This is a genomic window from Microbulbifer bruguierae (assembly GCF_029869925.1).
GTDB lineage: Bacteria > Pseudomonadota > Gammaproteobacteria > Pseudomonadales > Cellvibrionaceae > Microbulbifer > Microbulbifer bruguierae.
Genome location: NZ_CP118605.1, coordinates 611,526 through 637,532, shown reverse-complemented (window position 1 = coordinate 637,532; position 26,007 = coordinate 611,526). Strand labels below are relative to the sequence as shown.

The 26,007-nt window shown below is 55.6% G+C and carries 20 protein-coding genes and 1 pseudogene; 13 read left to right on the top strand and 8 right to left on the bottom strand.

Features of this window, described 5'->3' with window-relative positions; all coding sequences use genetic code 11:
• Positions 1-112 precede the first annotated feature (112 nt).
• A complete protein-coding gene (locus PVT68_RS02740) occupies positions 113-1,084 on the top strand; it encodes a hypothetical protein (protein WP_280321063.1) in 972 nt (323 codons plus the stop codon).
• A gap of 57 nt (positions 1,085-1,141) precedes the next feature.
• Here PVT68_RS02740 and PVT68_RS02735 read toward each other — a convergent pair whose 3' ends face one another.
• Positions 1,142-1,924, bottom strand: a complete 783-nt coding sequence (locus tag PVT68_RS02735; protein ID WP_280321062.1) for an OmpW/AlkL family protein — start codon at positions 1,922-1,924, stop codon at positions 1,142-1,144.
• 244 nt (positions 1,925-2,168) lie between these two features.
• On the opposite strand from PVT68_RS02735, the gene PVT68_RS02730 reads away from it, so the two are divergent.
• From PVT68_RS02730 to PVT68_RS02720, 3 genes are read left to right on the top strand one after another with little or no spacing between them, the layout of a single operon-like run.
• Positions 2,169-4,550 (top strand): TonB-dependent receptor, encoded by a 2,382-nt coding sequence (locus PVT68_RS02730; protein ID WP_280321060.1) that lies wholly within the window; start codon positions 2,169-2,171, stop codon positions 4,548-4,550.
• Between the two features lie 56 nt (positions 4,551-4,606).
• Positions 4,607-5,311: a response regulator transcription factor gene (locus tag PVT68_RS02725; protein WP_456085776.1), complete on the top strand. Its 705-nt coding sequence runs from the start codon at positions 4,607-4,609 to the stop codon at positions 5,309-5,311.
• Positions 5,311-6,540: a sensor histidine kinase gene (locus tag PVT68_RS02720; RefSeq protein ID WP_280321059.1), complete on the top strand. Its 1,230-nt coding sequence runs from the start codon at positions 5,311-5,313 to the stop codon at positions 6,538-6,540. The genes PVT68_RS02725 and PVT68_RS02720 overlap by 1 nt, the downstream gene beginning before the upstream one ends.
• 307 nt (positions 6,541-6,847) lie before the next feature.
• Here PVT68_RS02720 and PVT68_RS02715 read toward each other — a convergent pair.
• Positions 6,848-7,982: pseudogene (locus PVT68_RS02715) on the bottom strand (IS3 family transposase); the annotation flags it as partial.
• A gap of 683 nt (positions 7,983-8,665) precedes the next feature.
• On the opposite strand from PVT68_RS02715, the gene PVT68_RS02710 reads away from it, so the two are divergent.
• From PVT68_RS02710 to PVT68_RS02695, 4 genes are all read left to right on the top strand, one after another.
• Entirely contained in the window at positions 8,666-10,456 is a 1,791-nt protein-coding gene (locus PVT68_RS02710) for a PKD domain-containing protein (protein WP_280321058.1), read from the top strand.
• A gap of 400 nt (positions 10,457-10,856) precedes the next feature.
• Positions 10,857-13,232 (top strand): DNA polymerase II, encoded by a 2,376-nt coding sequence (locus tag PVT68_RS02705; protein ID WP_280321057.1) that lies wholly within the window; start codon positions 10,857-10,859, stop codon positions 13,230-13,232.
• 36 nt (positions 13,233-13,268) lie between these two features.
• Positions 13,269-14,192 (top strand): M14 family metallopeptidase, encoded by a 924-nt coding sequence (locus tag PVT68_RS02700; RefSeq protein ID WP_280321056.1) that lies wholly within the window; start codon positions 13,269-13,271, stop codon positions 14,190-14,192.
• A gap of 65 nt (positions 14,193-14,257) precedes the next feature.
• Entirely contained in the window at positions 14,258-15,103 is an 846-nt protein-coding gene (locus PVT68_RS02695; RefSeq protein WP_280321055.1) for a PA4780 family RIO1-like protein kinase, read from the top strand.
• A gap of 68 nt (positions 15,104-15,171) precedes the next feature.
• Here the strand turns inward: PVT68_RS02695 and PVT68_RS02690 are convergent, their stop codons facing one another.
• The 3 genes from PVT68_RS02690 to PVT68_RS02680 are packed head-to-tail and all read right to left on the bottom strand — an operon-like array spanning position 15,172 to position 17,259.
• Positions 15,172-15,624 (bottom strand): hypothetical protein, encoded by a 453-nt coding sequence (locus PVT68_RS02690; protein ID WP_280321054.1) that lies wholly within the window; start codon positions 15,622-15,624, stop codon positions 15,172-15,174.
• On the bottom strand, positions 15,611-16,303 hold the full coding sequence (locus PVT68_RS02685; protein ID WP_280321053.1) for a response regulator transcription factor: 693 nt from the start codon (positions 16,301-16,303) through the stop codon (positions 15,611-15,613). The genes PVT68_RS02690 and PVT68_RS02685 overlap by 14 nt, the downstream gene beginning before the upstream one ends.
• A complete protein-coding gene (locus PVT68_RS02680; RefSeq protein WP_280321052.1) occupies positions 16,300-17,259 on the bottom strand; it encodes a sensor histidine kinase in 960 nt (319 codons plus the stop codon). Before PVT68_RS02680 ends, PVT68_RS02685 begins: the two co-directional genes overlap by 4 nt.
• 551 nt (positions 17,260-17,810) lie before the next feature.
• Between PVT68_RS02680 and PVT68_RS02675 the strand changes: the two genes are divergently transcribed.
• The 4 genes from PVT68_RS02675 (at position 17,811) to PVT68_RS02660 (ending at position 21,918) form a co-directional block, all read left to right on the top strand.
• On the top strand, positions 17,811-18,143 hold the full coding sequence (locus tag PVT68_RS02675; protein ID WP_280321051.1) for a hypothetical protein: 333 nt from the start codon (positions 17,811-17,813) through the stop codon (positions 18,141-18,143).
• An 87-nt stretch (positions 18,144-18,230) separates the two neighbouring features.
• Positions 18,231-18,641 carry a hypothetical protein gene (locus tag PVT68_RS02670; RefSeq protein ID WP_328517461.1) on the top strand — a complete coding sequence of 137 codons (411 nt, stop codon included), beginning with the start codon at positions 18,231-18,233 and terminating at the stop codon, positions 18,639-18,641.
• 320 nt (positions 18,642-18,961) lie between these two features.
• Positions 18,962-20,293, top strand: coding sequence for a metal-dependent hydrolase family protein (locus tag PVT68_RS02665; protein WP_280321049.1), 1,332 nt, complete (start codon positions 18,962-18,964; stop codon positions 20,291-20,293).
• Between the two features lie 89 nt (positions 20,294-20,382).
• Positions 20,383-21,918: an amidohydrolase family protein gene (locus tag PVT68_RS02660; protein WP_280321048.1), complete on the top strand. Its 1,536-nt coding sequence runs from the start codon at positions 20,383-20,385 to the stop codon at positions 21,916-21,918.
• A gap of 513 nt (positions 21,919-22,431) precedes the next feature.
• Here PVT68_RS02660 and PVT68_RS02655 read toward each other — a convergent pair.
• Entirely contained in the window at positions 22,432-23,094 is a 663-nt protein-coding gene (locus PVT68_RS02655; protein WP_280321047.1) for a hypothetical protein, read from the bottom strand.
• Between the two features lie 491 nt (positions 23,095-23,585).
• Positions 23,586-24,020 carry an OsmC family protein gene (locus PVT68_RS02650; protein ID WP_280321046.1) on the bottom strand — a complete coding sequence of 145 codons (435 nt, stop codon included), beginning with the start codon at positions 24,018-24,020 and terminating at the stop codon, positions 23,586-23,588.
• Between the two features lie 244 nt (positions 24,021-24,264).
• On the opposite strand from PVT68_RS02650, the gene PVT68_RS02645 reads away from it, so the two are divergent.
• Positions 24,265-25,509 (top strand): acyltransferase family protein, encoded by a 1,245-nt coding sequence (locus tag PVT68_RS02645; RefSeq protein WP_280321045.1) that lies wholly within the window; start codon positions 24,265-24,267, stop codon positions 25,507-25,509.
• Between the two features lie 48 nt (positions 25,510-25,557).
• On the opposite strand, the gene PVT68_RS02640 is transcribed toward PVT68_RS02645, so the two are convergent.
• On the bottom strand, positions 25,558-26,007 hold the full coding sequence (locus PVT68_RS02640; protein WP_280321044.1) for a GNAT family N-acetyltransferase: 450 nt from the start codon (positions 26,005-26,007) through the stop codon (positions 25,558-25,560).

Sequence of the window (26,007 nt, the reverse complement as noted above, 5' to 3'; positions counted from 1 at the left end):
ATTCCTGGCATGATGTTGATCTAACCCTGTTTTTCATTTGTTCAAAGTAAGTTCAGCGGCGATTCAGTTGCGCCGGGTTAAAAAGCAGGTGTGAATCCAAGGAAAACGCACCATGCGCCAGGTCCCACACCGATTACTCGCCGCTCTTAGCATCACTTTGACGCTCGGTGGCTGTGTCACCTACCCAGCAGTTCCGCCGGTGATCGGCGGGAGCACTTATGTCCGCAAGGCTCCTGCGGTTTACTCCTATACAGTGATCACCGATCCCGGCTATCGCTACTATGACGATACCCTCGGCGTTTACGTATTCTACGACCGCAGCGACGTGTTCTTTCGGCAGGGGCATTACTATCGTTGGTATCAGGACCATTGGATCAGTGCCAGTCACTGGCATGGCCCCTGGTATCCGGCCCCGAATTTTTATGTATCGGCAAACTTCAATGATCGCTGGCATACGCGCTTGCGCCGCCACGGCCATCACTATGCTGGAGGACGCGACTACACACCACCGCGCCGGCACGATCATGACGACGGTTACAACCGGCGGGACCGGCATGAAGGCAATGGGCAACGACATGATCGTCGTGAGGAGGGGCAGGATCGTCGTGGGCAGGGCCAGAATCGTGGCCGAGGTGGCGAACAGGGGTTTGCTGGTATAGCCGAGCCAAAGCCGCGGGCGCCTCAGGTGGATAACCGGAGCGGGGATCGCGGTAATGAACACCGGAATCCACGTCCGGATCCAGGCCGGGACGTGCGCGCAGTCAAACTTGCGGACAAGCCAACCGGCATTTACGACCCACGAGTTGTTCCTGCATTAGAGCGTCCGGCAATCGATCGCCGCACAGTGCACGAAAGGCCCAAGCCACAAAACCTGCGCGGCCAGCCTCAGCCCCAGCGCAATGCGCCAAATGATCGGCACAATAACGCCGCGAAGCCAGCTCCGCGCCAGGAGCGCGAGCAACCAGAGAACGAGCAACCAAAGGAAAAGAAGTCCAAAAAGAAAACGGACAAGCGCGATCAGGTGCGCTTGGTGCGAGAGCCGCTTACCCGTCGTACCAATGAATCACGTCGTCAGATTGATTGATGCTGACCATAAAAAAGGGCGCCGAAGCGCCCAATATAATCTGCCGAATTTCGAGCGTCAGAAGGAGAATTTATACCCTACTGACAGATTGAACATCCAGGGATCATAGCTGTAGTCCCCGGAATAGGACTCAATAAGTAGATTCAGATCGGAGGTTGGCTGAACGTCTTCAAGAAGCTGTAACCGCATATCTGTTTCGGATCGCGCGTACACCGCGGCGACATTGACCAGCCACGAGCTATCGCGTCCGAAGTTGAAATCCATACCCATTTGCCAGGTATAGCCCCAGGACGAACCCATTTCGAAGTTGCCGCGCCGACCAAGCTCAGCCAGGTCGTCCCGCACTGCACGATTGAGGCCGCTATCACCGAAGTCGGTATAGCTAATGCCACCACCTATATAAGGCTGAACCATGCAGGTATCATCCAGGGGGTAGAATTTCAGGCTTGCGGTACTGATATCGGCATCAAATCTGGTCACATCGCGATAGTCGACATCTTCCAAATCCTGCAAAAAAATGCCATCAGCGTGACTGCTGGTATGGTTGTCGCCGTCCATATAGCCAAGCTCGATGCCCCAATGCTCTACAGGCTTCCATTCGAGGTTCATGTACCAACCCCACTCGGAACCTGGATCGACGTTAGAGCGAAACGCATCGCCAGTCCGGAAAGAGTCGTCGACAAAACTGACCTCGTCGTCTCCTGCGGAAATATAGTATCCGCCCACGCGGATAATAAAGTCCTGTGGTCCGGTCAAGCCGAGGGGGTTGGCGGAGGCGGTAGTACTCAGCGCCAATGCCAGAGGTGCCAAGATCGGTGAAAATTTCAACATCCTTTTCATTCAAGGTAACTCCTTAAATACCCATGGAATAAAAAGTGTAATACAGCCCTTTTCGGTAGATTGAAAAACAACCAACTTTGCGTGCCAAATAGCATGGTGCTGGTGTTAATCTTGGGCTGAATTGGGGGTAGGTAAACGGGCTCTGATAGTGCATTCACATCTCAGCGACATTTCAGTCACATTTGCGCTGCTAACCTTCCGGCGTTTCATCAAATAAATACGGCCAATGTTTGGGGATGGGAACATGAGCAAGCAATTGAGACAGGTATCGTGGTTGACTCTATCGGCGCTGTTGATGGGAATGCCGCTTGTCACACACGCCGCGGAGGCGCCCGGCGCACTGACGTTCATCGTCAAAGACCGGTATACCGACCGGCCACTCTCATCCGTGCAGATCACGCTCGAGGAACGGGAAACCAATACCACGCGATCTGTACAGACCGATGCACAAGGTCGCATCGTCATTGATCAGCTCGACCCCGGCCTCTACTCGGTGAGCGTAGCCAAAGGCGGGTTCAACTCCCTGTATGAGCCAAGTATCCGCGTGGTTACGCGCAAAAACCTCAAGGTCGAACTCGAACTTGGCGAGCAGGCGCTTGAGGAAGTGGAGGTCCGGGCACAGCAGGCGGAAGCATTGGCCGTTAGCAGCACCTACCTCGATCGAGAGGCGTTGCGCAGTGCGGTTGGTGGCGGCGCAGACCCGCTCCTTTCACTAGATGGTTTACCGGGCCTGGCATCCGCCAGTGAGTTCGCGAGCTTCAGCGTACGCGGCCGTGGCCCCCGGGATAATCTGATATTCGTTGATGACTTTCCCTTTGATAAAGCGGTGCACTTTGATGCGACATTGGGTGAAGCGGAAGATGTCGGTGGCGGCGGCCGCTTCTCGATTTTCGCACCGAATGTGATTAGCGGTGCCGAGTTTTCACCGGGTGGGTGGGGTGCGGCTTATGGCGGCCGGGCGGCATCGCTACTCAAACTGGAAGTCGCTGACGGCAATCCCAGTCCTTCCGCCAGTTTCCGCTACGACCTTGCGGGCTATGAAATTGGTTATGACGGTCCTACCGGTATCACGGAAGACTCTACCTTGCTCGTTTCTGCCCGACGGCTGGATTTCGGCGCTTTGTTTGAAACGATCGAAGAGCTCGATATCGGTGAGCCGGTCTTGAGAGACGTCATCGTTAAGTCGGTCATACCCCTCAACCAGAACCACACCTTCGAAATTCTGTTGATGGATACGCACGAGGACTATACCCGCGGCGTAACCCATGTGTTTGCATCGCCCAATTTCGAAGATGCCTCACTTCAGGATTCGGAACAGGATAGTGATTTGTACGGTATGACGTTGCGCTCCCTGGTCGGTGAAGACGCTGTCTGGACCAACAAGGTGTACTACCGCACAAGCGACAAGGTCAGTTCAGAGGGTGAATCGTTTCCTGATCTCGTACCTGAGGGATCGCCTGCGTCCAGCTTTCCGGTGCGGGAAGACATTATTACCATCGGTGAGGCCGAGACAGAGATCGGCTGGCGCAGTGACTTCGAGACGGTAAACCAATGGGGTGTATTCAGTGCCGGTACGCGAGTCACGCAGATTGAACTGGACTATAACACCGTCCTGGATGGTGATTGGATCCGATATATCTATGACGATGATGATTTCAGGCCAGACCCCGGTCAGCGCTTTATTGTACTGACCCCCGAGAGCATCAATTCTTCGCTCGTTCAGAAGGAAACCAACTACGCCGGTTACGTAGAGCAACTGTTTCAACGTGGCGATTGGGATATCCGAACAGGCATGCGGTTTGAACGCGACGGCTTTGCCGACCAGAGCCTTGCGTCGCCCAGATTCAGCGTCAATTGGCGGCCGAGTACAAAGGTTCGATATTTTGCGACTGCCGGACTGTTTCATCAGTCACCACGGTTCCTGGATCTTGCCGCTAACGAATCGAACGATCTTGAGAATGAAGAAATTACCCACGCCAGTATCGGCTATGAATACTTCCCGAACAGCAACTGGTCGGTATTGACCGAAGCCTATTATCAAAATCTCGGCAACCTGGTGGTAGACCTCGACCGGGCAAGCGGAACCTTTGCGAACATTGGTGACGGCACATCGTACGGCGTCGATGTTGTGGCCAATGGTATGATTCGCGAGGGTATTTACGCTACCGCAACCTATTCGTACAACGATGCGGTAATCGACCGGAAAGACGGTCGCGGCGACGTTGCCGCTGACTTCAGCCGCGAGCATGTGGCTACCCTGGGTCTGACCTGGGAAATCAGCAGCCGCTGGAAGGTCGCCGGGCGCTACAAATACCTTTCCGGTACGCCAGATGACCTCTTTATTATCCACTCAGACGTGTTGGGAGCGGGGCAGCCGCTGCGCTACTCGAAGGAGATCACCGAGCGGAATGTCGGCCGCACGAGTGGTGCCGGTTCGTTGAACGTTCGTGTTGACTACCGGCGCGCCTTTGGCCCCATCGACGTAACCGCCTTTCTCGATGTCATCAACGTAACGGCTGCATCGTCGAGCGACGAGTCCGAGTTTGACTACCGCCGGGGCGTAGTAGTAGAGGATGATAGTGAAGCCGAGCCGCTTATTGGTCTGCGGCTGGACTATGCCTGGTAAATAGTGCTTGGTAAAAAGTGCTTGGTAAATCGTGCCCGGTAATGGGGGAGCAGTAGATGGTACATGCGCTTGGTGCGGCGCCGATTAGAGTGTTGATCGTCGAAGACAGCCGCGGTATTTGCGAGAATATTGCCGCGTATCTTGAAAGGTATAACTATGTTTTGGATTTTGCCTATGACGGTATCAGCGCTATGCACCTGGCACTGACGAATCCGTTCGACGTGATTGTTCTGGACCTGAATCTTCCGGGGATGGATGGCCTGAGTTTCTGCCAAAAGCTGCGAGCGGATGCCCAATTAGAAACGCCGGTGCTTATGCTAACCGCGAGGGATACCCTTGACGATAAACTTAAAGGGTTCGAGGCAGGTGCCGATGATTATTTGATAAAGCCCTTCGCCTTACAAGAGTTGCATGCGCGACTGCAGGCGCTGTACAAGCGTAGTCACGGTAAAACCGCCAATCTGTTAACGGTAGGTGATCTGACCCTGAACAGGTCCACGCTGCAGGTGTATCGCGCGGGGCGGCACATCGATCTCACTCCTGCTGGCATGAGACTCCTGCAGCGATTGATGGAGCAGGCACCGTCTGTTGTGGCCCGCGATGATCTCGAAACCTTGTTATGGGCTGACGAGCGCCCCGATGGTGATGCGCTTCGCTCGCACATGTACAAGCTGCGTCAGGCGATCGATCGACCGTTTGATCGCCCGCTGATCCATACGTTGCATCGCATCGGCTACCGCATTGCTGAGGATACTCAGTGATGTACCGGTACAGCTTGCGCAAGCGTGTCGCCATTGCATTTGCGATGTGTGTTGCGGTAATCAGCGTGGCCTGGGGATTCGCGTTCTTCTCTGCAATCCGGTTGAGCGAAGACCATGTGTTGGAAAATCAGCTACAACGCGCTGCCGAAAGCTATCCCGCGCTGACGATGAACCTGCGCGGATACGATGAGGTGGGTAGCTTGCCGGAATCACTCAGGGAATGGGCGCGTACAAACCCCAAAGAGGGATTGTACGAATTCGATACCGAAGAGTTGCATGTCGCAGTCGTACCTATCGAAAATGAACAGCGACGCGCATTTGTGGTTTTCGACGTTGCCGGTATTGAGGCTGAGTCTTCAGAGGATTGGTGGTGGCTGTTCGTTATTACCGGGGTCGTGGGTACCCTCGGTGTTCTTGGTTTCGGGCTGGGCGTTGTTGTAATGCGTAGGGCGGTCGCTCCGGTTGTGCAACTCGCTAACGTGGTCGCGGACATCGACCCGGAAAAACTATCGGCCGAAGATCATAAACGCATAGCTTCCAGCCGGTTCGGCGATGATGAGGTTGGTGTGCTCGCCAGGACTATTGAGAAGACGCTTGAGCGTATCAGCGCATTTGTGGAAAGGGAAAGATACTTTACCGGTTCAGCCAGTCATGAGTTGCGTACGCCGATCACCGTGATACTGGGCGCGCTGGAGCTGCTGGAAGAAAGTGATCTGTCAGCGACCGATAGAAAAACGGTAGATCGAGTGCGGTGTGCGACGCTCGAAATGAAAGCTACGATCGAAATGTTCTTATGCCTCGCTCGCGAAACCGACGCTGGGCAGTATGACGAGCAGTTTTTAGTGATGCCGCTGGTAAGCCAGGCAATAGATCAGCAGCGCCACCTGTTGAACGGAAAATTCGTCGATGTTGAGATCGACGATCTCGTAAAACCCAGAGTCTGCGGACATCCACAGGCTTTTTCTATCGCGGTCAATAATCTGGTGCGCAATGCATTCGAGCACACACTCGACGGGCAGGTACCGATCACGATTCGTGTCAGTGAGCGTGAGCTATTCGTCACCAACCAGGTAGGTAGTGAAGCGGATGAGCGGCACACGCCGACCGAGTCCTCGTCTCAAGGGTATGGTCTGGGGCTGGGAATCGTTCACCGGCTGTGTGAGCGCAATGGCTGGTCGTTTTCGCTGCACGCCGACGAGACGCGTGTAGTCGCCCGTCTCGCGTGGTGACCAGGCCGCGCCTAAGTAGCCGAGACGCTGTCCCGATTTCAAGCCCCTTTTCAAAGTCGTGTCCCTAGCGTGGAGTGCTCCGAGTGGAGTGAGCTGTATTCCATCGGTCGCTACGGTCATGGCGTGGAAGAGGTGCTGATGGTAGTGCCAATGCCGGACCAAGCGCAGAGCACCACACCACCATCCACTGGGAGGATGACGAGCGGTGCCTTCCCGTGATGATATGGGAAGTGCAACGACCTCGGCTTGCAAAATATTTTATGTGCCCGACAGCAAACCAGATGATTACTTTGTAGTGTCGTGGCCAACTGTTTCCGGACAGTAAGTTAAGTTTCTCTTCGGCCTTTGCAGGCGGAATGCGGTCGTTGTGTTGATGGGGACGCTCTCAGTTGTAATAGGTCATCAGGTAGTAGCTGATGTCTCTGCTGGCATCTGCAATAGAGGCGTAGCCGAGAGCAGGTACCCATTCACTTTTCAAGCTGCGGAATAGCCTTTCCATCGGTGCGTTGTCCCTGCAGTTACCACGGCGGCTCATGCTCCGAGTCATCCGGTACCGCCACAGCCGCCGCCGGAAAAGGCGGCTCGCATATTGGCTGCCCTGATCAGAATGGAACATGACACCTTGCGGTTTTCCCGCTGCTCCCAAGCCATTTCCAACACCTTCACCGCAAGTGCGGCATCTGGCTGTTCTGAAATTGCCCATCCAGCGATACGACGCGCATACAGGTCGATAACCGTAGCTAAGTAGCACCAGCGAGAACCGGCCCAGATATACGTGATGTCACCGCACCAAACCTGATTTGGCCTCTCCACATCGAATTGACGATCAAGTTCATTCGGTATATCCGGTCGCTCGACGGTCGCCTTTTTGTATTTATGAGGCCCAGGCTGCTTATAGATCAAACCAGCTTCACGCATCAGGCGGCGTACTTTGAAGCGTCCGATAACCAGTCCCTGATCGCTCAGCAACCCTACGATTGTCCGGCTGCCCGCAGAGCCGCGGCTGCGATTGAAAACCTCGTTGACCTGGGCCCGGAGGTGCATCCACGACATCCTTTCTGTTTTTGTATTCGTAGTAGCGTGATCGAGGTACTTCAAACGCGTTACAGGCCAGTTCCACGGGCTCCTGCTCACTTAATCGGTCTATCAGCGCGTACGATTCATCTCGTCGGACATCAAGAGAGCGGTAGCCTTTTTTAGTGCTCCAGACGATTGATGCGGGCTTCAAGCTCTTGGATTCATTGCTGCTCCGAGGTAAGGGCTTTGCTGGCCGGCGTCACACCACCACATTCAGCCTCAAGTTGGTTCACTCAGCGGCGGATAGGAGTTGTGCCGACATCCAAAGACCGGGCGGCATCTGATATCGAATACCCTTGGTCAATGACCAAACGGGCAGCGTCCAGCTTGAGCTCGGGGGAGAAGGATCTATGTTGTCTACTCATTGAACACCTCTGATTCAGGTGGCAACCTTACCACCTAAGTTGGTATCCGGGATTAGTAGACCACTACAGTTCTGATGTAGGGGACGATCGAGAGGGTTGGCTCTAATCCGTCTCCAAATATAACCGCGCTTTAATGTTTAGCTCATTAGGGCTATGTTTACACAGATTTTCGTAATTGTTGGCGTACAAATATACCAGTTATTAATAAATTGTTGACATGAATAGCAATTAAAATACGATCGAAAATTATTTTACAAAATTATGAAGGAGCTTTTGATTTTCGGATTTATGCGCGAATGTTTAGTTAAGTTGTTCGCGTTGGGTATGTTTTAGTGGGTCTTTTAAATGTGTGGGTTAATAGAATTGAATTATCTGTGCGATATTTTATTTTTTTATAAAGAGAAAAGTGAAGTGATAAACCAATATTAATTTGGGTGTTGTTTTTGGCTCCCTTTGTTTCCTCATGGATAGGCCGCTAAAGGCGTCTAGTCTAGCTATGTACATTGTTGACAATTGTTTCTTATCAGAAACCCAGTAGTGAACTCACTAAATGCCAAATCATTAGACAGTGGCGGAGTTTGTAGATAATTTTTGGGGTGAAAGAACATAAACAGTCACTCTGGGGATTACTAAGTTTTAGGTGGGGTGCTATAGATCTGGATTACGCCCGTCAGGAAAAATACATGCGTAAAGTAGCTAAATATTTTATTTTCATTTTTAATATAACAATTACTAACGTTGTCTTCGCTCAGGAACTACTTAAAAGCTCGGCTGAATATTCTTACGAAATCTACGTTGATTCTCGCGAAAATCGTTTTTCACAGAGCGTCAGCGAAACTATTCCTTTCGTTACCAAAGAAATCTATTCAACCAATCTGTTGGGCTTAAATGTACCCCTGTTTCACCCTGAGTACGACGATAGCTCGTGGCCGTATAATGGCACTTTCGCGGCCGAATATGCAGTATCTACTGCCGCATTTGCCTCTTTGAGCAATCTGTCAGTTCTGAGTTCTTTCCACTTGTTTAATTTTGTTGCTGAGTGGGGTGAAGTGATGAACGGGCATATATCGCAGAATGCCAATTCCGTCCTGCAATTATCTCTGTCGCATACAGATGCTGGCACGTTATACCTGCAACCTGTTTTCGAGATAAGAGGAACGCGAAGAGGAAACTTTAGTTATGCACCTCACATCGTCTCGCTTAATATGACACTGAACGGTGAACCCTCTTCAAAATCCGATCTATTTGCGGGCACCGCGCCGTCAGATGGGACCGTCTGGCAGGATACCCAGGTGATTGCAAGCGAAATTCCAGCGGAAGTGCCTGCAGGCGCAGAAGCTCTCTTTACTTTTGAGCAGCAAGTTCAGATTGAAGTGATTTTCGAACCAGGGCATGGATTTGACGAGTCTGGTGACTACTATTCGGGCATCGAGAATACTGCCGTTTTGCTTGGCGTCAACCTCTACGAAGATCCAGAAATGACCACGCCCGTTATCCGCAGAGTCACAGTATCAAGTGCCAGTGGCTTAGACATTACGGTAGTAAATGCCTCCGACTTGCCCCCGGTAGCTGACGTCAATGGTCCCTATACCGGCACAGCCGGTAGTCCCATCGAATTTGATGGTAGTGGTTCCTACGACCCGGAAGGCGGTGCAATGAGCTTTGCCTGGGATTTTGGCGATGGCAATTTTTCTACCGAGCCATCACCAAAGCATGCCTACGCCGTTCCGGATGACTATTTAGTAGTGCTCACGGTAACGGATGATATGGGAAACATTGATACGACTACCACCTTGGCCCAGGTGAATGCGGCAAACCAATACCCAACAGCAAATCCAGGAGGCCCCTATGCCGCATCAGAAGGAGAGTCTGTCAACTTTGATGGGGCAGGCTCCGTCGATCCCGATGGGAACATTGTTATGTACACCTGGGACTTCGGAGACGGCAGCAGCGGCATCGGGGCCATGCCGAAACATACTTATACATCTGCGGGGCTATACACAGTAACTCTCCAGATTATGGACGATTACGGTGACAGTCACGCCGCCAGCACCACTGTAAGCGTCGCAGCCGTTCCAATTAATACCCAGCCTTTGTGCACAAGCGCCATTGCTAGCGACGCTTTACTCTGGCCGCCCAATCACGGATACCGGGATATCCTGATAAATAATGTATCGGATCCTGATGGGGACCCTGTAACCATTGTCATCGACGAAATATACCAAGACGAACTTGTTGATGGCCGCGGCGATGGTAGTTTTGTACCCGACGCCCGCGGTATTGGCTCGGATACGGCTGAAGTTAGGGCCGAACGCAGTGCCAGCGGTAACGGTCGTATCTACCATATCCTGTTTAGCGCCAGTGATAGCCGCGGAGGACTTTGTAGTGGCCAAGTGACTGTCGGCGTACCATTGAAGTCGAAAGAGACTGCGGTCGATGGTGGGCAGCTATATGACTCAACCATAGCTGACTAGTACTAGCAGGCCCGTGCAATTGTGTGTGGGCCTGCCTGGGCATGGTGCGGTGGCGGTTTGTCTGCTCGTCGGTGAGGAGAGTATAGGTGGAATAAAACACCCAATTATTGAGGTCATATAACCTTTATGTCGTTAATTGAATTGGGTGCGCTTGACGCCAAAATTATGATATGAATCCACTTCACTTGCTCTGTTTGTATATTGAAAATATCCGCCTGATTATTACCTCCTTAGTTCTGCGGATAACTTAGTCTGTATTAGGTGCATTTTTCCTGTCTCCTTTCGGCCGTGGCAGGTCGCCGGAGGTCGTTTGTCCGGCGCTGGCGAATGCTGATATCTGTGGATTTATCCAGTAGAATAGCGCCAATCTCCAACCCAAGCCTCAAGTCAGTACAGCCTCTTGCCCCAAGGATTTCTCCTCACTCGCCACAGCTTTGATCAGCGCGGCAGCACCTGCATCCACTACTGGCTGGCCACGCCCGAGGGCCCGGTCAAGCTGGTCATAGAGGGCGAGCGCCCGGTTTTTATGGTGAAGGTGGCGGACCGCACCCAGGTGGCCGAGGCGCTGGCCGGCGTGCCGTACGAATGGCAGCAGCTGGGCTTCCAGACCTTTGGCCGCGAAGAAGCGGCCATGCTGTATTTTCCCACCATTGACGCGCACCGCCGGGCCCAGACCCTATTGCAAACTCGTGGCATCGAGTTGCTTGAAGCGGACTTTCGTCTGCACGACCGTTACCTGATGGAGCGCTTTGTCCGCGGTGGCCTCTACTTTGAAGGGCTGGCCCAGGCCAAAGACGGCTATACGGAATATCGCCAGGTTCGCCTCAAGGGCGCCGAGGTACAGCCGGACTTCAAGGTGGTTTCTCTGGATGTGGAGTGCTCTGGCCAGGGTGAGCTGTATTCCGTCGGTCTATACGGGCATGGGGTGGAAGAGGTGCTGATGGTGGGGAAAGCGGAGGCCGCCGACACCGCCATCTACTGGGTGGATGACGAACGGGCGCTGCTCCAGGCGCTGGAGGCCAGGATTCAATCCCTGGACCCGGACATCATCATCGGCTGGTCCGTGGTGGACTTTGATTTTCGGCTGCTGGTGAAACGGGCGGGGCGGTATGGCCTGCGCCTGAAACTGGGGCGCGGTGGTACTGATGCGCGCTGGCGGGATGGTCGGGAAGGCAATCAGGGCTTCGTGACGCTGCCGGGCAGGGTGGTTCTTGATGGCATCGACGGACTGAAGAGCGCCACCTACAACTTTGAAAGCTTCAGCCTGGAGTTCGTGGCCCAGACGCTGCTGGGCAGGGGCAAGGACACCGAAGACGTGGACAACCGCCTGGCGGCGATTGAACACGATTTTCGCCATAACAAACCCAAGCTGGCTGCGTACAACCTGGAAGACTGCCGCCTGGTCTGGGATATATACCAGCACACCCGCCTGCTGGATTACCTGCGCCTGCGGGCCCAGCTCACCGGCCTAGAGCTTGACCGCAGCGGCGGCTCGGTGGCGGCCTTTACCAACCTCTACCTGCCCAGGCTGCACCGCAGCCGCTATGTGGCACCCAACCTGCCGGCCGACGGTGGCCTGGCCAGCCCGGGCGGCTATGTGATGGACTCCCGGCCGGGCCTTTACGACAACGTGCTGGTGCTGGACTTCAAGAGCCTGTATCCCAGCATTATCCGTACCTTCAAGATCGATCCTATGGGTTTGATTGAGGGATTGGCTGAGGAGGCGCAAGAGGAATCGGAAGAGGGTGGGACGGATAAAAACACCATCCCCGGTTTTCGCGGCGCGCGCTTTTCCCGTGACAAGCACTTTCTGCCGGACATCATTACCAATCTCTGGGCGGAGCGCGACATCGCCAAGCAGGAGCAGGATGCCGCCCGCTCCCAAGCCATCAAGATCATCATGAACTCTTTCTACGGGGTACTCGGAAGCGGGGGCTGCCGTTTTTACGACACGCGCCTGGCCAGCTCCATCACCCTGCGCGGTCACGAGATCATGCAGCAGACGGCCCGCTGGATTGAGAAACTCGGCCACCAGGTCATTTATGGCGATACCGACTCCACCTTTGTCTGGCTGAGTGGCCGCCCCAGCCCGGAAGAAGCGGATGCGATCGGCAAGGGCCTGGCGAGCGAGATCAACACGCGCTGGCAGAACAAGCTCAAAGACGAGCTGGCGTTGCAGTGCGAACTGGAGATCGAATTCGAAACCCACTACCAGCGCTTTTTAATGCCCACCATTCGCGGCTCGGAGGCCGGCTCCAAGAAGCGCTATGCGGGCTTGGTGATAAAAGGGAGCGAGGAAAAGCTGGTCTTCAAGGGCCTGGAAACCGTGCGCAGTGACTGGACGCCCCTGGCCAAGCAGTTCCAGACCCAGCTCTACGGGATGGTGTTTAAGGGTGAAGATCCGACCGACTATATCCGCGAGACGGTGGAGAAAACCCGGGCAGGGGAGATGGACGAGCAGCTGGTGTATCGCAAGCGGCTCAGGCGCAAGCTGGAGCAGTACGTAAAAAACGTGCCGCCCCAGGTGCGCGCCGCGCGACTGGCCGATGAACACCGCCGCCAGCAGGGGCTGGAACCCCGCTACCAGAACAAGGGCTGGATTCACTACGTGATCACCCTCAATGGTCCGGAGCCAGTGGACTACCGTCAGTCACCGATGGATTACCAGCACTATATCGACAAACAGCTCAAGCCGGTGGCCGATGCCATATTGCCCTTTATCGATCTGGATTTTGACAGTCTGGTGGATGGCCAGATGGGCCTGTTCGGGGTGTAGAATGCCTCCCTCGTTCATCACCGGAGAACAGTCGAAATGAACACCGCCCCCGCATTCTATCCAATCGGTACCCCCGGCACGCCCTGGGGTGACGCGGAACGCAATCAGTGGCTGTCGGGTCAGACCCGTCAGCGTAGCTACGCGTCTGAGGTGGTCAGCAAGATCGAGCCACTGCGCGCGCGCTTCGATGTGGAAGAGTATGGGCGTCTGGACTACGGCGACGAGGGCTTCCCACTACTGGCGATCCGCAGCCGCGACTGGAATGACGAACTGCCAGTGGTACTGGTGACCGGCGGGGTACATGGCTACGAGACCAGCGGCGTACACGGTGCGCTGCAGTTTGTGGATCAGCATGGCGCGGAGTACGCCGGCCGCGTCAACCTGCTGGTGGCACCCTGCATCAGCCCCTGGGGCTACGAGCGCATCCACCGCTGGAACCCGCACGCCATCGACCCCAACCGTTCGTTCTACGAGAACAGCCCGGCGGAAGAGTCGGCGGCGCTGATGCGCCTGGTGGCGCCGGTTCGCGATCGTGTGCTGATGCACATCGACCTGCACGAAACCACCGATACCGACGAAACCGAATTCCGCCCCGCACTGGCCGCCCGCGATGGCAAGCCGTTCACGCCGGGTGGCATTCCCGATGGCTTCTACCTGGTGGACGACAGCGAGAACCCGCAGCCAGAATTCCAGCAGGCGGTGATCGCGGCAGTGGAGAAGGTCACCCATATCGCCCCGGCCGATGACAATAACGAGATCATCGGCTCACCGGCGGTCGCTCGTGGTGTCATTGAGTATCCGCTTAAAAAACTCGGCCTCTGTGCCAGTGTCACCAATGCCACCTACAAAACCACCACCGAGGTTTATCCCGATAGCCCCCGTGCCACGCCCGCGCAGTGCAATACCGCACAGGCCGTTGCTGTGTGTGCAGCCATCGATTACGCGCTGGCGCACAGCTAACAGAGACAAGAAATCCGCGGCGGGGGGCAGCAAGGTCGCCTCCGCCGACGATCAAAAGAAGATCTATGAAAGTACCCAAGAGATTACAACCGCTGGTCGATGACGGCATGATCGACGAGGTCATGGCGCAGTTGATGAGCGGTAAGGAAGCGCAGGTGTATGTGGTGCGCTGCGGCGACGACCTGCGTTGCGCCAAGGTCTTCAAGGAGGCCCGGCAGCGCAGCTTCAAACAGGCGGTGCAGTACCAGGAAGGCCGCAATATGCGCAACAGCCGCCGCGCGCGGGCGATGTCGAAGAAGACGCGCTACGGCCAGAAAGAGCAGGAACAGGCGTGGGTGAGCGCCGAGGTCGATGCGCTGTATCGACTGGCGTCGGCCGGCGTGCGCGTCCCCGAGCCATACGGCTTCGTCGACGGTGTCTTGCTGATGGAACTGGTGGCCGATGAGGAGGGCTACGCGGCCCCGCGGCTGGATGACGTCACGCTGAGTGCAGAGCAGGCCCGCGATTATCACGCCCAGGTAATGGCCGACGTGGTGCGCATGTTGTGTGCGGGCCTGGTACACGGCGACCTGTCCGAGTTCAACGTGCTGCTGGACCGCGACGGCCCGGTGATCATCGATTTGCCCCAGGCAGTGGATGCGGCCGGCAACAACAACGCCGCCATGATGCTACAGCGCGATGTCGACAACATGCGCAACTATTTCGGCCGCTTCGCCCCGGAACTACTGGCGACCGATTACGGCAGGGAAATCTGGGCGCTGTATGAGGCCGGTGAGCTGCACCCGGAAAGTACCCTGACAGGGGTTTTCGAACATGACACCACCAGCGTCGACGTTACGGACCTGATGGAAGTTATCGATGACGTGCGCGCAGAAGAGGCCGAGCGGCTGGCGCCGGTCTGGGAAGAGTAGGAACAGGTGCTGGCGCATCGTTAAGACGGGAGATTAGAAGCGATAAGCGCTGAATTATTTTCTCGGCACTACTTCGTATTTGTAGCAGCAGGCATATCAGCAGCGGCGGGCCACACCAGACCCGCGCGTATCGCTACCAGCAAAATGACCTGTGACATTTCCAGTGCAAGGAAAACACCAATGGGGTGGTCGGGCACGCCTTGTATCATCAGGTAAATTAAATAGAGCATAGTCAGCAGGTTGCCTGCCAGGGTGATGGTGAGCGCGTAGCCACGCGCTTGCCAGAGCGGCTTGGTGAAAAGGATATTCAACGCGGCGGTGCTGGCGAGCATTGCCCCCGGCAGCATCAGCAGCACGCGCCGCAGAAACCCGGTTTCTTCGCCAGTTATCGCCGACCAGACGGCGACAAAATGGCCGTAGGCGCCAAGGATGAGCAGGACACCCAAGAGTAGGGCGCCAGCGGCGGCAAGTTTATACAGGGCATTGTGCGGTAAAGCCGCGGATGAATTAGAAACCGACATCGCGCCCCCCGGCGGTAGCTAGTCCGCATTCGTAGGCGAACACGACGGCCTGGGCGCGATCGCGCAACCCGAGCTTGGACAGCACACTGGAAACGTGGGTTTTTACGGTGGCCGGGCCAATAAACAGGGCGTCGGCGATTTCCGCGTTGCTTTTGCCTGCGGCAATCGCTTCCAGCACTTCGCGCTCCCGCGTGGTCAGGCGCTCCAGACGCTCGGCTAGGTTACGGCCGGTTCCCAGCTTTTGCGCGAACTGGCTGATCAGGCGTTGGGTGATGCCGGGTGAGAGCATGGCGCCACCATCGGCAACGGTGCGCACTGCCTCCACCAGCGCTTCGGGCGGAATATCCTTGAGTACAAAGCCACTGGCACCGGCCTGCAGGGCGCGGAATACGTATTCGTCGGGATCAAAAGTGGTGAGGATGATGACCCGGCTGGCTACGTTGCCGCCTTCCGTTTTTTCCTCTGTCTGGAGTATATGTGCGGTGGCTTCCAGTCCATCCATTTCCGGCATGCGGATATCCATCAGGATGATGTCTGGCTGGTGCTCGCGTGCGGCTTCTATGGCCGCAACGCCGGTGCCGGCTTCGGCCACCACTTCAATATCGGGCTCATTATCCAGCATCAGGGCAAAACCGCGTCGCACCAGTGCCTGATCATCCACCACCATGACTGTAATCATCTGGTTCCCTCTTTGCTCGTCGGCAGCTGTGCTATCACCTCAAAGCCACCGTCTTCGGTCACACCGGCGCGCAGGTGGCCGCCGAGCAGTTCCGCCCGCTCGCGCATGCCCGCAATGCCGTGCCCGCCACTGGGTTGTTTATCGCTTCGCTGTTCACCAGCAGGCTGCTCAGCGGCACCGCGTCCATCATCTTTCACCGAGAGAGCAATATGATCCGGCGCAACGCTTACCTTCACGCGCACGCTGGCTTCGGCGCCGACGTGTTTGATGACATTGGTCAATGATTCCTGAATGATGCGGTAGGCGGCGAGGGCGACGCGCGCTGGTACGCCGTCAGACTTGCCGTGGGTTGCGTAGTCGACCCGGGCTACGACGTGCCGCACCTTTTCGATCAGGGCAGGGAGGTCATTCAGATCTGGCTGCGGTGCGAGTTGCGCTTCGTCACTGGTCGGGCGCAGCACGCCCAGCAAATGCCGCATTTCCGCCAGGGCGTGGCGGCCGGCGGCCTCCACGGCAGCCATGGCTTCACTGGCCGCTTCGGGATTGTTGCGGCAGATGGTTCTGGCGGCGCCGGCCTGAACTGTCATCAGGCTGACCTGGTGCGCCACCACGTCGTGCATCTCGCGCGAGATGCGGGTGCGTTCGGCCGCTACCGCCCGCTCGGACTCGGCATTGCGCTCCCGCTCCAAATATTCGGCGCGCTCTTCCAGCAAGCGCAGGTATTCACCGCGAAAGCGCAGCCGCCGACCAATGTGCCACAGCGCCCATACCAGCACCACTGTGACGGTGCCTCCGGCCGTCAGTTCAACCAGTAGCCGCTCGTCGAGCACTACGTAAGCGAGCGCGGCCAGAACGCCGATCACACTGACCCGGGCATTGGCTTCGTAGCGGCCAAGGCTATAGAGCGAAAAGGCCAGGGCCACGATACCCTCGGCGGGCAAGCCCAGTTCTAGCACCAGCGTGGCCCCGAGTACCGCGGCGTGTGTCTGCCATGGGTGGGTGCGGCGCCACAGCAAGGCGAAACAGCCGATGAATGCGCATTGAACGGCGGCCACATCCCATAGGCTTTGCAGGGCTAGCACCTCGTTTGCGCTTTCGTGCGACCACATCAGCAGCGTTAGGAAAAAAGCGCACAGGGCGATGATTAAGTCGGTCAGCTGTGGCCAGCGCGCGAAAGGCCCGCGCAATGGCTGCCAGACCGGAAGCTTGGGTAACTCGGGGCTGGTATCGGGTGCGTTGGATGCCCGCTGGGTTGGGGACGGCGATTTCATTCCCGAATGCTAAACCAGGCCCCATCGACTGTCATGAGTCTTGCGGTGGAGGACACAACACGAACATCTCCCCCTCTTGGGGGAGGCCAGATTAGTGCCTGTGGCCGATGTGCAGGTATGGAAAAAGGCGGAGCATACCCGCAGGCATCTTCAGCCAAAGTTCGTGAGGGCCGCGCGCTGAGCAATGTGAGCCAGTGTGGCGCAGGTCCCGTTCCATTAATGCAGGGAGACTAACGATGAATGACGCTGTACTCAGCACAACAATGCTCCGTCCATTCGATACACGAAGGGCCGTCCCGCTGGCGGCGACAATCTGGTTTGTTATTGCGGCGGTGGGCCACGGCATATTCCTCGCCTACATTCTGGCTGTGTTCTACCCCCCGATTGCCCAGTCTGGGCTGGCTGGCCTGCAGGGCCTCGAGCACCTTCCGGCGGGTTTTCGTGAGGGCGATACGCTGGGCAACCTGGCAGCGGTGGCGCACGTGCTGCTGGCGGCGATTGTGATCGGTGGTGGTCCATTGCAGCTGATTCCTGCGGTGCGCCGCCATGCGCCGACTTTCCACCGGTGATTGGGTCGCAGCTACTTGCTGGCTGCCGTGCTAAGCAGCGTAGGCGGGCTGTACATGATCTGGACCCGGCATTCCCTCGGGAACCTAGTGTCCCAAGTTACCATCTCTATTGACGGCATATTGATTCTGCTATTTGCCTCCATGGCGCTGCGCACTGCCATGGCCGGGCGCTTTGCAGAACACCGCCGTTGGGCGCTGCGCTTGTTTATGGCTGCGAGTGCGGTGTGGTTTTTTCGTGTGGCTTTGATGGGCTGGGCGACGCTGACCGGGGGCTGGGGCATCGACTGGGAGTCCTTCACGGGACCGTTTGTGTACGCCCTGGGCGTTGGGCAGTACCTGCTCCCTCTGGCCATGCTGCAATGGTATTTCCATTGCCAGCAGCGAGAAGCTGGGCAGGGCACGCAGCTTGCCTTCGTAAGCACCCTGGTCCCGCTAACGATCTTTATGGCGATAGGCATCTTTGCTGCGACCTTGGGCATGTGGCTGCCGCAAGTTTGATTCTGGCACGGTTAACCGTGCGTATCCTTTCTCGGATGCATCGCAGTAAAGAATTTAGGGCGGTGATCACCAATATCGACGGATGTGGAGTTGCGCCAACTTCAACCACAGAATCACCAGATGACTCATTCAAGAGTTGGTAGCAACCTTTTTTGGGTGCGATGGCATGTGGAGAGGCCGCTTAGCACAAATATGCACTAGCCTTGTCGCTTGGCGATGAACGTAATGGGTGCATCACTGGGGCGAATGGATGTATCCGCTGCGGTTGTGCCCACCTCTCCGTATTCCATGCACCGCCGCTACAAGGAGTGTGACCTGTCATGAGGCTGTTGCAATCATTTACGGCGTCCCTGATTTTAAGCCTGACATTCTGCATTGTGACCATGGCTCAGGACGCGCAGTCGAAGCACGCCGTCCTCATTACCAACGCGCGCATCTTTGACGGCCAGAACGAGAAGCTCGCCGACGGCATGAGTGTGCTGGTCGAGGGCAACAAGATCAGCCAGATCGCCAAATCCATCCCCGCGCCGGCGGGGGCGACGGTGATCGACGCCAACGGCAAGGTACTGATGCCGGGGCTATCGGACATGCACTGGCATGTGATGTTCAACGCGCCGGCTATGCCCGTACTGCTGACCGCCGACATCGGTTACCTGACGCTGCTCGCTGGCCAATCAGCACATGACGACCTGATGCGCGGGTTCACCACGGTGCGTGATGTGGGAGGTAATTCCTTCGCCGTGAAACGCGCGATCGACGGGGGGCTGATACCTGGGCCGCGGATCTATCCATCCGGTCCCATGATCAGCCAGAGTTCCGGCCATTCGGACAATCGCCCGCGCAACGAACCCGGGCATGAGACCTACCTCGAGAATAACCACATGCTGGCGGTCGCCGACGGGGTGCCCGAGGTGATGACTGCCGTTCGCCGCAACCTGCGCATGGGTGCGACCCAGATCAAGCTCGCTGCCGGCGGCGGCGTCTCATCCGACTACGATCCCCTCGACGTAACGGAATACACCTTCGAAGAGCTTAAAGCCGCAGTGGATGTGGCCAAGACCTGGAACACCTATGTGGCGGTCCACGTGAATACGGACGTTGCCGTGCGCCAGGCGATTGCGGCGGGCGTGATATCGATCGAGCACGGTTTCCTGATGGAAGAGGGGACGCTGAAGTTGATGGCGGATAAGGGCGTGTGGTTCAGCATGCAGCCGCTGTTGAACGACGAAGATGCCATCTATTTTCCCCCCGGTTCCGCCAATGAGACCAAGTGGATTGAGGTGACCGACGGCACCGATAAGGTGATCAAGCTGGCGAAGAAATACGGGGTCAAGACGGCCTTCGGCACCGACGTGTTGTTTGACCCCGCTCTTGGCAAAAAGCACGGCAAGCTGCTGGCCAAGCTCAAACGCTGGTACACACCCTACGAGGCCCTCAAGATGGCCACGTACGACAATGCGCAACTGGTCAAACTGTGCGGGCCGCGCGACCAATATCCCGGCGAGATCGGCGTGGTGAAGGAGGGGGCCCTCGCGGACCTGCTGCTTGTCGATGGCAATCCGCTGGAGAATCTCGACCTCGTTGCAGACCCGGAAAAAAACTTTGTGATGATCATGAAGGACGGTGTGATCTACAAGAACACCGTTAATTAGTTGCTGGGGCGCCTGAAGTTCACGGATGAAATGGTAGAGCTGGCGTCTGACGGAAGTTCGATGACAGTCAACAAACTGGAGATTCGACGATGAATCGCTTCTATAGACATTTGGTTTTAGCCTTCCTGTTACAGACGCTGGCATCGCCATTGATGGCCGCTGACTACGACCTTGTCATCAACAACGGCCGGGTGATGGACCCGGAGACCAAGCTCGATGCCGTCCGAAACGTGGGTATCAAGAACGGCATTATCACCAAGATTTCGCAAGAACAACTCAGCGGCAAGGAAGTCATTGACGCCGAGAATCATGTCGTTGCGCCGGGTTTTATTGATACACACTTCCACGGTATGGATGCGTTCGGAATGAAGCTGATGGCCCGCGACGGAGTGACGACGGCCCTGGAACTCGAAATCGGTGCATATCCGGTCGAGGATTTCTACAACTGGAAGGCGGGAAAATCACAGCTGAATTATGGCGCGTCGGTCGGTCATGCCGCGATCAGGCTCGGCGTGCCGCTAAAGCTCGATCCCAAGGGTGACATCCTGTATTCCGGTTTCCTGAAAGAGGCTATCCATGATGGAGGCAGCGAATGGAATACAAAACCGGTCAACGCCGCGCAAAAAAAGGAAATCCTCGACAAGATCGAGGACGGGCTCAAACAAGGTGGCCTCGGCATCGGTTTCCCCATCGGCTACTACACTGTGGTCGGAGCCGACGACGTGATGCAAGCGGCGGCGCTCGCCCGCAAGTACAACCAGTTTATTACCTCCCACGTTCGCTATCTGTCGCAGGTGCCGCCGAGCGGCTACATCGGTCTGGAGGAAATGCTCACGGTTGCCTCGATCAACAAGGTGCCCTTCCTGATGCACCACCTTCCGAGTAACTGCCTCGGCAAAACAAAGCCATGTATCGAACTGCTGCGGGCAGCGAAAGAAAATGGACTGAATGTTGCCGGGGAATTTTACCCATATACTTTTGCGTCATCGATCGTCGGAGCAGACTACCTTGCCGAGGGTTTCGAGGGTCGTATAGGAATGGATGTCAGCAAGATCATCAATATCGCCACGCAAAAGCCACTGACCTCGGAAGAAATGGCGAAGTTGCGCAAGGAAGCCCCGGACACTCAGGTCATTTTCTACAGCATGACGGATGAGCAGATGATGTCTTCATTCCGGGAACCTGGCTTTTGGGTGGGCAGTGACAACATGCCTTTTGTGGCGACAGGCAGCGAGCCAATCTCCTGGGACACGCCCTACGGGCAGGGCAGTGCACACCCTCGCGCCGCAGGTACGCATGCGCGTGTGTTGCGCCTCAACCGGGAGAAAAATATTGTGCCGATGATGGAGGCGATAGCCAAACTCTCCTATCACCAGGCCAAGTGGTTAGAACCCATGGTGCCCGATATGCGCAAGCGGGGACGGATCCAGGAAGGTGCCGTTGCCGATATCACGATCTTTGACCCGGAGAAGGTCACGGACAACGCGGACTGGGCGCCGGGTAAGAACTCTCTTCCGTCCACGGGCATTCCCTATGTGATCGTCAATGGCACCGTAGTGGTAAACGATTCCAAGGTGCAGAAGGTCTTCCCGGGAAAACCGATCCGCAACGCTATCATGAAGTAGCGGGAGAGACTGCATGTAAGCAGTAACCGGCGTTGTTCGGTCTGGGTTGCTACCTACGACAACGCCAAATTGATCAGGCTGCGCGGACCCCCATGCAAATAGATGACCTTCAATACATGTTGGGAATGGCGGGCACGGTGGCTTTCGCAGCGACAGCCGTGGCCGCGGTAGCGCCGAAAGGAATCGATTTGTTCGGTGCAACAGTGATGGGTGTTGTTACCTCAATTTCAAGCAGCTGGGTCTGTGTGCGAGTAACACCAATGTCCCCGCAGACTGCCGGCGAATTCTACCCCGACGGCCCCGCGTCAGGTCAGAGTAGTGCGATACCGCGGTGGTCGTCGCAGGGTATGCGGCCATCGATTGCGTGCTGGCGCACCGGTAGGTATGTTTGCCGGTTCACTGAGGTTGAAAAGTATCGTGAATCCCAGCCAATTTCTCGGTTTAGTCGGAAACGGCTGGGGCAAGGTTACGCTGTAAAAATTCTTAAAGTAGTAGGCTACCGTGGCATCTCTTTTAGCCGTTGATCGACGCCAAGTCTACTGCGTAAAGCAGAGCACACTGCTCTTTCGCGTCATCAATTTCATTTTGGGGTATAGATTCGCGCTTATATTCGGCTGTCAACAAAAAAGATGCTTGGTTAGCATATTCACAACCTCGCCCGCGAACTTTTACAGAAATTACAGGTTTGCCATCGCGGACTTGGCACTCTGTTATTTGAGCTCGATCCTGCACTAGAGCTGATACCAGTTTACACTTTGGCTGCGAAACCATTAGTTCGCCAGCGCGCGGTCCATCTCCGATTTTTTCGTCTGAAACAGTAACGGTTTTACAGGCGAGTGGACTTCCCAAACCTGCCGCGACCCCAAATTGAATTACTTCTTCGCGGACGAATTCCTCCAGTTCTTGTGTCTTTTTATCGATGCAGTCCAGGACCAGATCCTTTCTTTTTATCGTGTCCATTTCATTTTTAACGTTCCCTGTGAAGGTTTTTCCCATGGCAATTAAGCCTATGAAGAACATTCCAAGCGCAATCAGTCGGTAGCGAGGTACCGCATTTTTGAAAAGGGTTAATACGATGGCCGCTGCTAGAATTGTCGCAAGAGCAACAATTCCTAGTGGCGATTCGGCTGAAACTGTGATTACTTCTGCCCAGTCAATTTTTGTAATCCAGTCCATTGGCATTTTCCTTTATTGTTACTTTGGTTTTTGGCTATTTATGAAAGTAAATCTGTGTTGCCTGTTGCCTGTTGCCTGTTGCCTGTTGCCTGTTGCTTTGGGTGGTGTCTGGCGATAAATGGCGTGCCTGGCTGTGGCGTAAATATCGGGATCTGGAATGGCTTTATTAAACTAATATTGGCATATGTGGAATGCCGTTTATTTGTAGGTGCGCGATAAAACTACAATAAATTTACCTGTTTCAACAACGATTATTTGGTTGATATATATTTTATTACCTGAAATAAGCTAGAAGATAATAAATTTTGGGGTAAGTCATATATTGGGGTTGGCCTGTATAAGCGACTCTCAAATGAGCTAACAATACGGTCAGCTCAAATGACGATTAAGTTCTAAGAATTACACAAGGCCATGATGGCATAAATTTTATGTGACTAATCAGTGAATTTAGTCAAGTATGAAACTCTGAAGTGCGTTCAGATAGGATGATGTTACTTTGCTATCACTTGTACGTTGAGCGTCACCTCCGCATTCAGCGAATTGGTCACCAGGCAACTTTGCTCGGACTTCTCGAGCAGCTTGTGAGCTTTCTCCATATCCGTTCCTTCTGGCACTTCCAACTTCGCGTTCACTTCAAACGCGGTGAAGCAGGTCTTACGGCCGTCCTTGTCCAGGGTGCCGGTGGCACTGCAATCCAGCGCCGTCCACTCGAGGCCATTGAATTTGGCGATGGCGCGGAATGTCAGGATAAAGCAGTCGGCGACCGCCGCTACCAGCAATTCTTCCGGTGACCATTGGTCGCCGGGGCCGCCAAACTGAGCTGGCCCCGCGGAAGGAATAGGTGTGAGTCCTTCTGCAGTGAGTGTGACGTTGCCTTCACTCGCCGCCTTTGCGGCCACTTCGTATTTGTGGGGAAACGCTTCCATGGAGCCTCCAGGTAAATGACTGAATTAATGATGGCAGGGTAGTCTCGTTCCGATCCCGCCGCTATCTCTGACGGTATTTTGTACGCGCTCGGCGATCTGCACTTGTCCTGGATCAGGCGAGAGCCTGTTTGAAGGGGTCTCGGTATGTGCGGGATAGATTCACCTGCTTGCCAGATTTTCGGATGCGCGGGCTACCGTCACTTTGCAAGAATGCGATAACGTATTGGGCTATCGGAGCAAAATCATGACACAACCCACAGCTGAGCGTCGATACGATATCGACTGGCTGCGCACCCTCGCGTTCGCAGTGCTGATTCTGTACCACCTGGGCATGTACTATGTGGCCGACTGGGGATGGCATATCAAGAGCGAGCAAACCTCGGTCTGGCTACAGAACCTGATGATGCTCACTGCCCCTTGGCGAATGTCGCTGCTGTTCTTTGTTTCGGCGATGGCCCTGGCGCTGGCACAGAACCGGCCCACTTTACGCTCTGGGCTGCAACAGGCGGGACGACGGACACGGCGACTGATGGTGCCATTGTTGTTTGGCATGTTCGTGATTGTGGTGCCACAGGTGTATTTCGAAGCGCTCAGCCAGGAGCTGATCGGACCTGGCTATTTACGGTTCTGGGTTCAGTACATCAATCCTCGCACGGACCTTCTCACTGACCACCACACACCCATCGGGCTACTTACCTGGAATCATCTCTGGTTCCTGCCGTATCTCTGGATATACAGCCTGCTGCTGATTGCACTGCGTGGGCCGCTGCATTTGTTGGCGCATAGTGCGGTATTCCAACGAGTGCCGCCGCTCATCGCGATTACTGTAGTCATCGGGATTCTGGCAGCGGTGCGGCTGGCGCTGCATGATCAGTTCCCGGTAACCAATGCACTACTGGACGACTGGTACAACCACGGGCGTTACCTTTTGGTCTTCGTGTTCGGTTACCTGTTTGCACTGCAGCCACGCTGGTGGCAATTCGTGATTGATCGGCGCCGGGTATTCCTTTGCATTGCTATTACTTGCTATGGCTTGATCGTCGCTGAGCGCAATGGCGCTTTCGGCCAGTTGGACGCTGCTCTCGCGGCACACCCGGTCCTGGACCTGCTGGAAGGTGCCGTGCAGGCGCTGAATCTGTGGGCATGGATATTTGCCGTCGTGGGTTTCGCCGGATTCCACCTGTACCGCCCGAGCGCGCTGCTCAGTTATACCAATACGGCGATATTGACCTGGTACATGCTGCACCAGACGCTGATCATTGTTTTTGCATGGAGCCTCAAACCGCTGATTCTGCCCGTTGGCCTGGAAGCCCCCATATTGCTGGCATTGACCATAGCCGGTTGTCTCCTCGGCTATGAAATCATTCGGCGGGTAAGCGTCTTGCGCTGGTTGTGCGGTATGGATGTATCCAAAGGGGCGCTACAAGGGGATGCAAAGCGGGAGAGGAAAGGGGAGGACGATGATTGCAGGGCTGTTCCGGCTCCTTGAGTACCTGACTGGCATCTGAGCACTCAATATCGGGGCCAGGCCAATCGATTATGGCTGGCCCTGATAGTGCATCAGCACAATATCCCGTCCTTGTTTCTGGTAAGTATGGAATCGATCGATAATAGCCGAAGGCAATCCGGCTTCATCGACTTCCACATAGCCCAGTGACTGGTAAAGCGGCACCAGGTGACGGTAGGGGAAGGTGAAGGTGCTTTCATCATAGGCCTCCGCCATACCCTTAAGTAGGAACCGCGCCACGCCCCGCCCGCGGTAGCCGTCTGAGACCGCCACCCCGGCCAACAACTGGCTGTCTGTCAGTTTGCGCAGGGAGCCACAGGCAATAATCTGGTTCTGCGTGTCGCGGATCACCATACAGGGATCGTGCCGCCGCGCTTTGCCGCGGAATTTGTGGGTGCGGTAGAATTTGTTGGCTAGCGGCATCTCCGCATCGGAGAGCCATTGGGCAGTCAACGAATCTGTAGAGTTATCCGGGTCCAT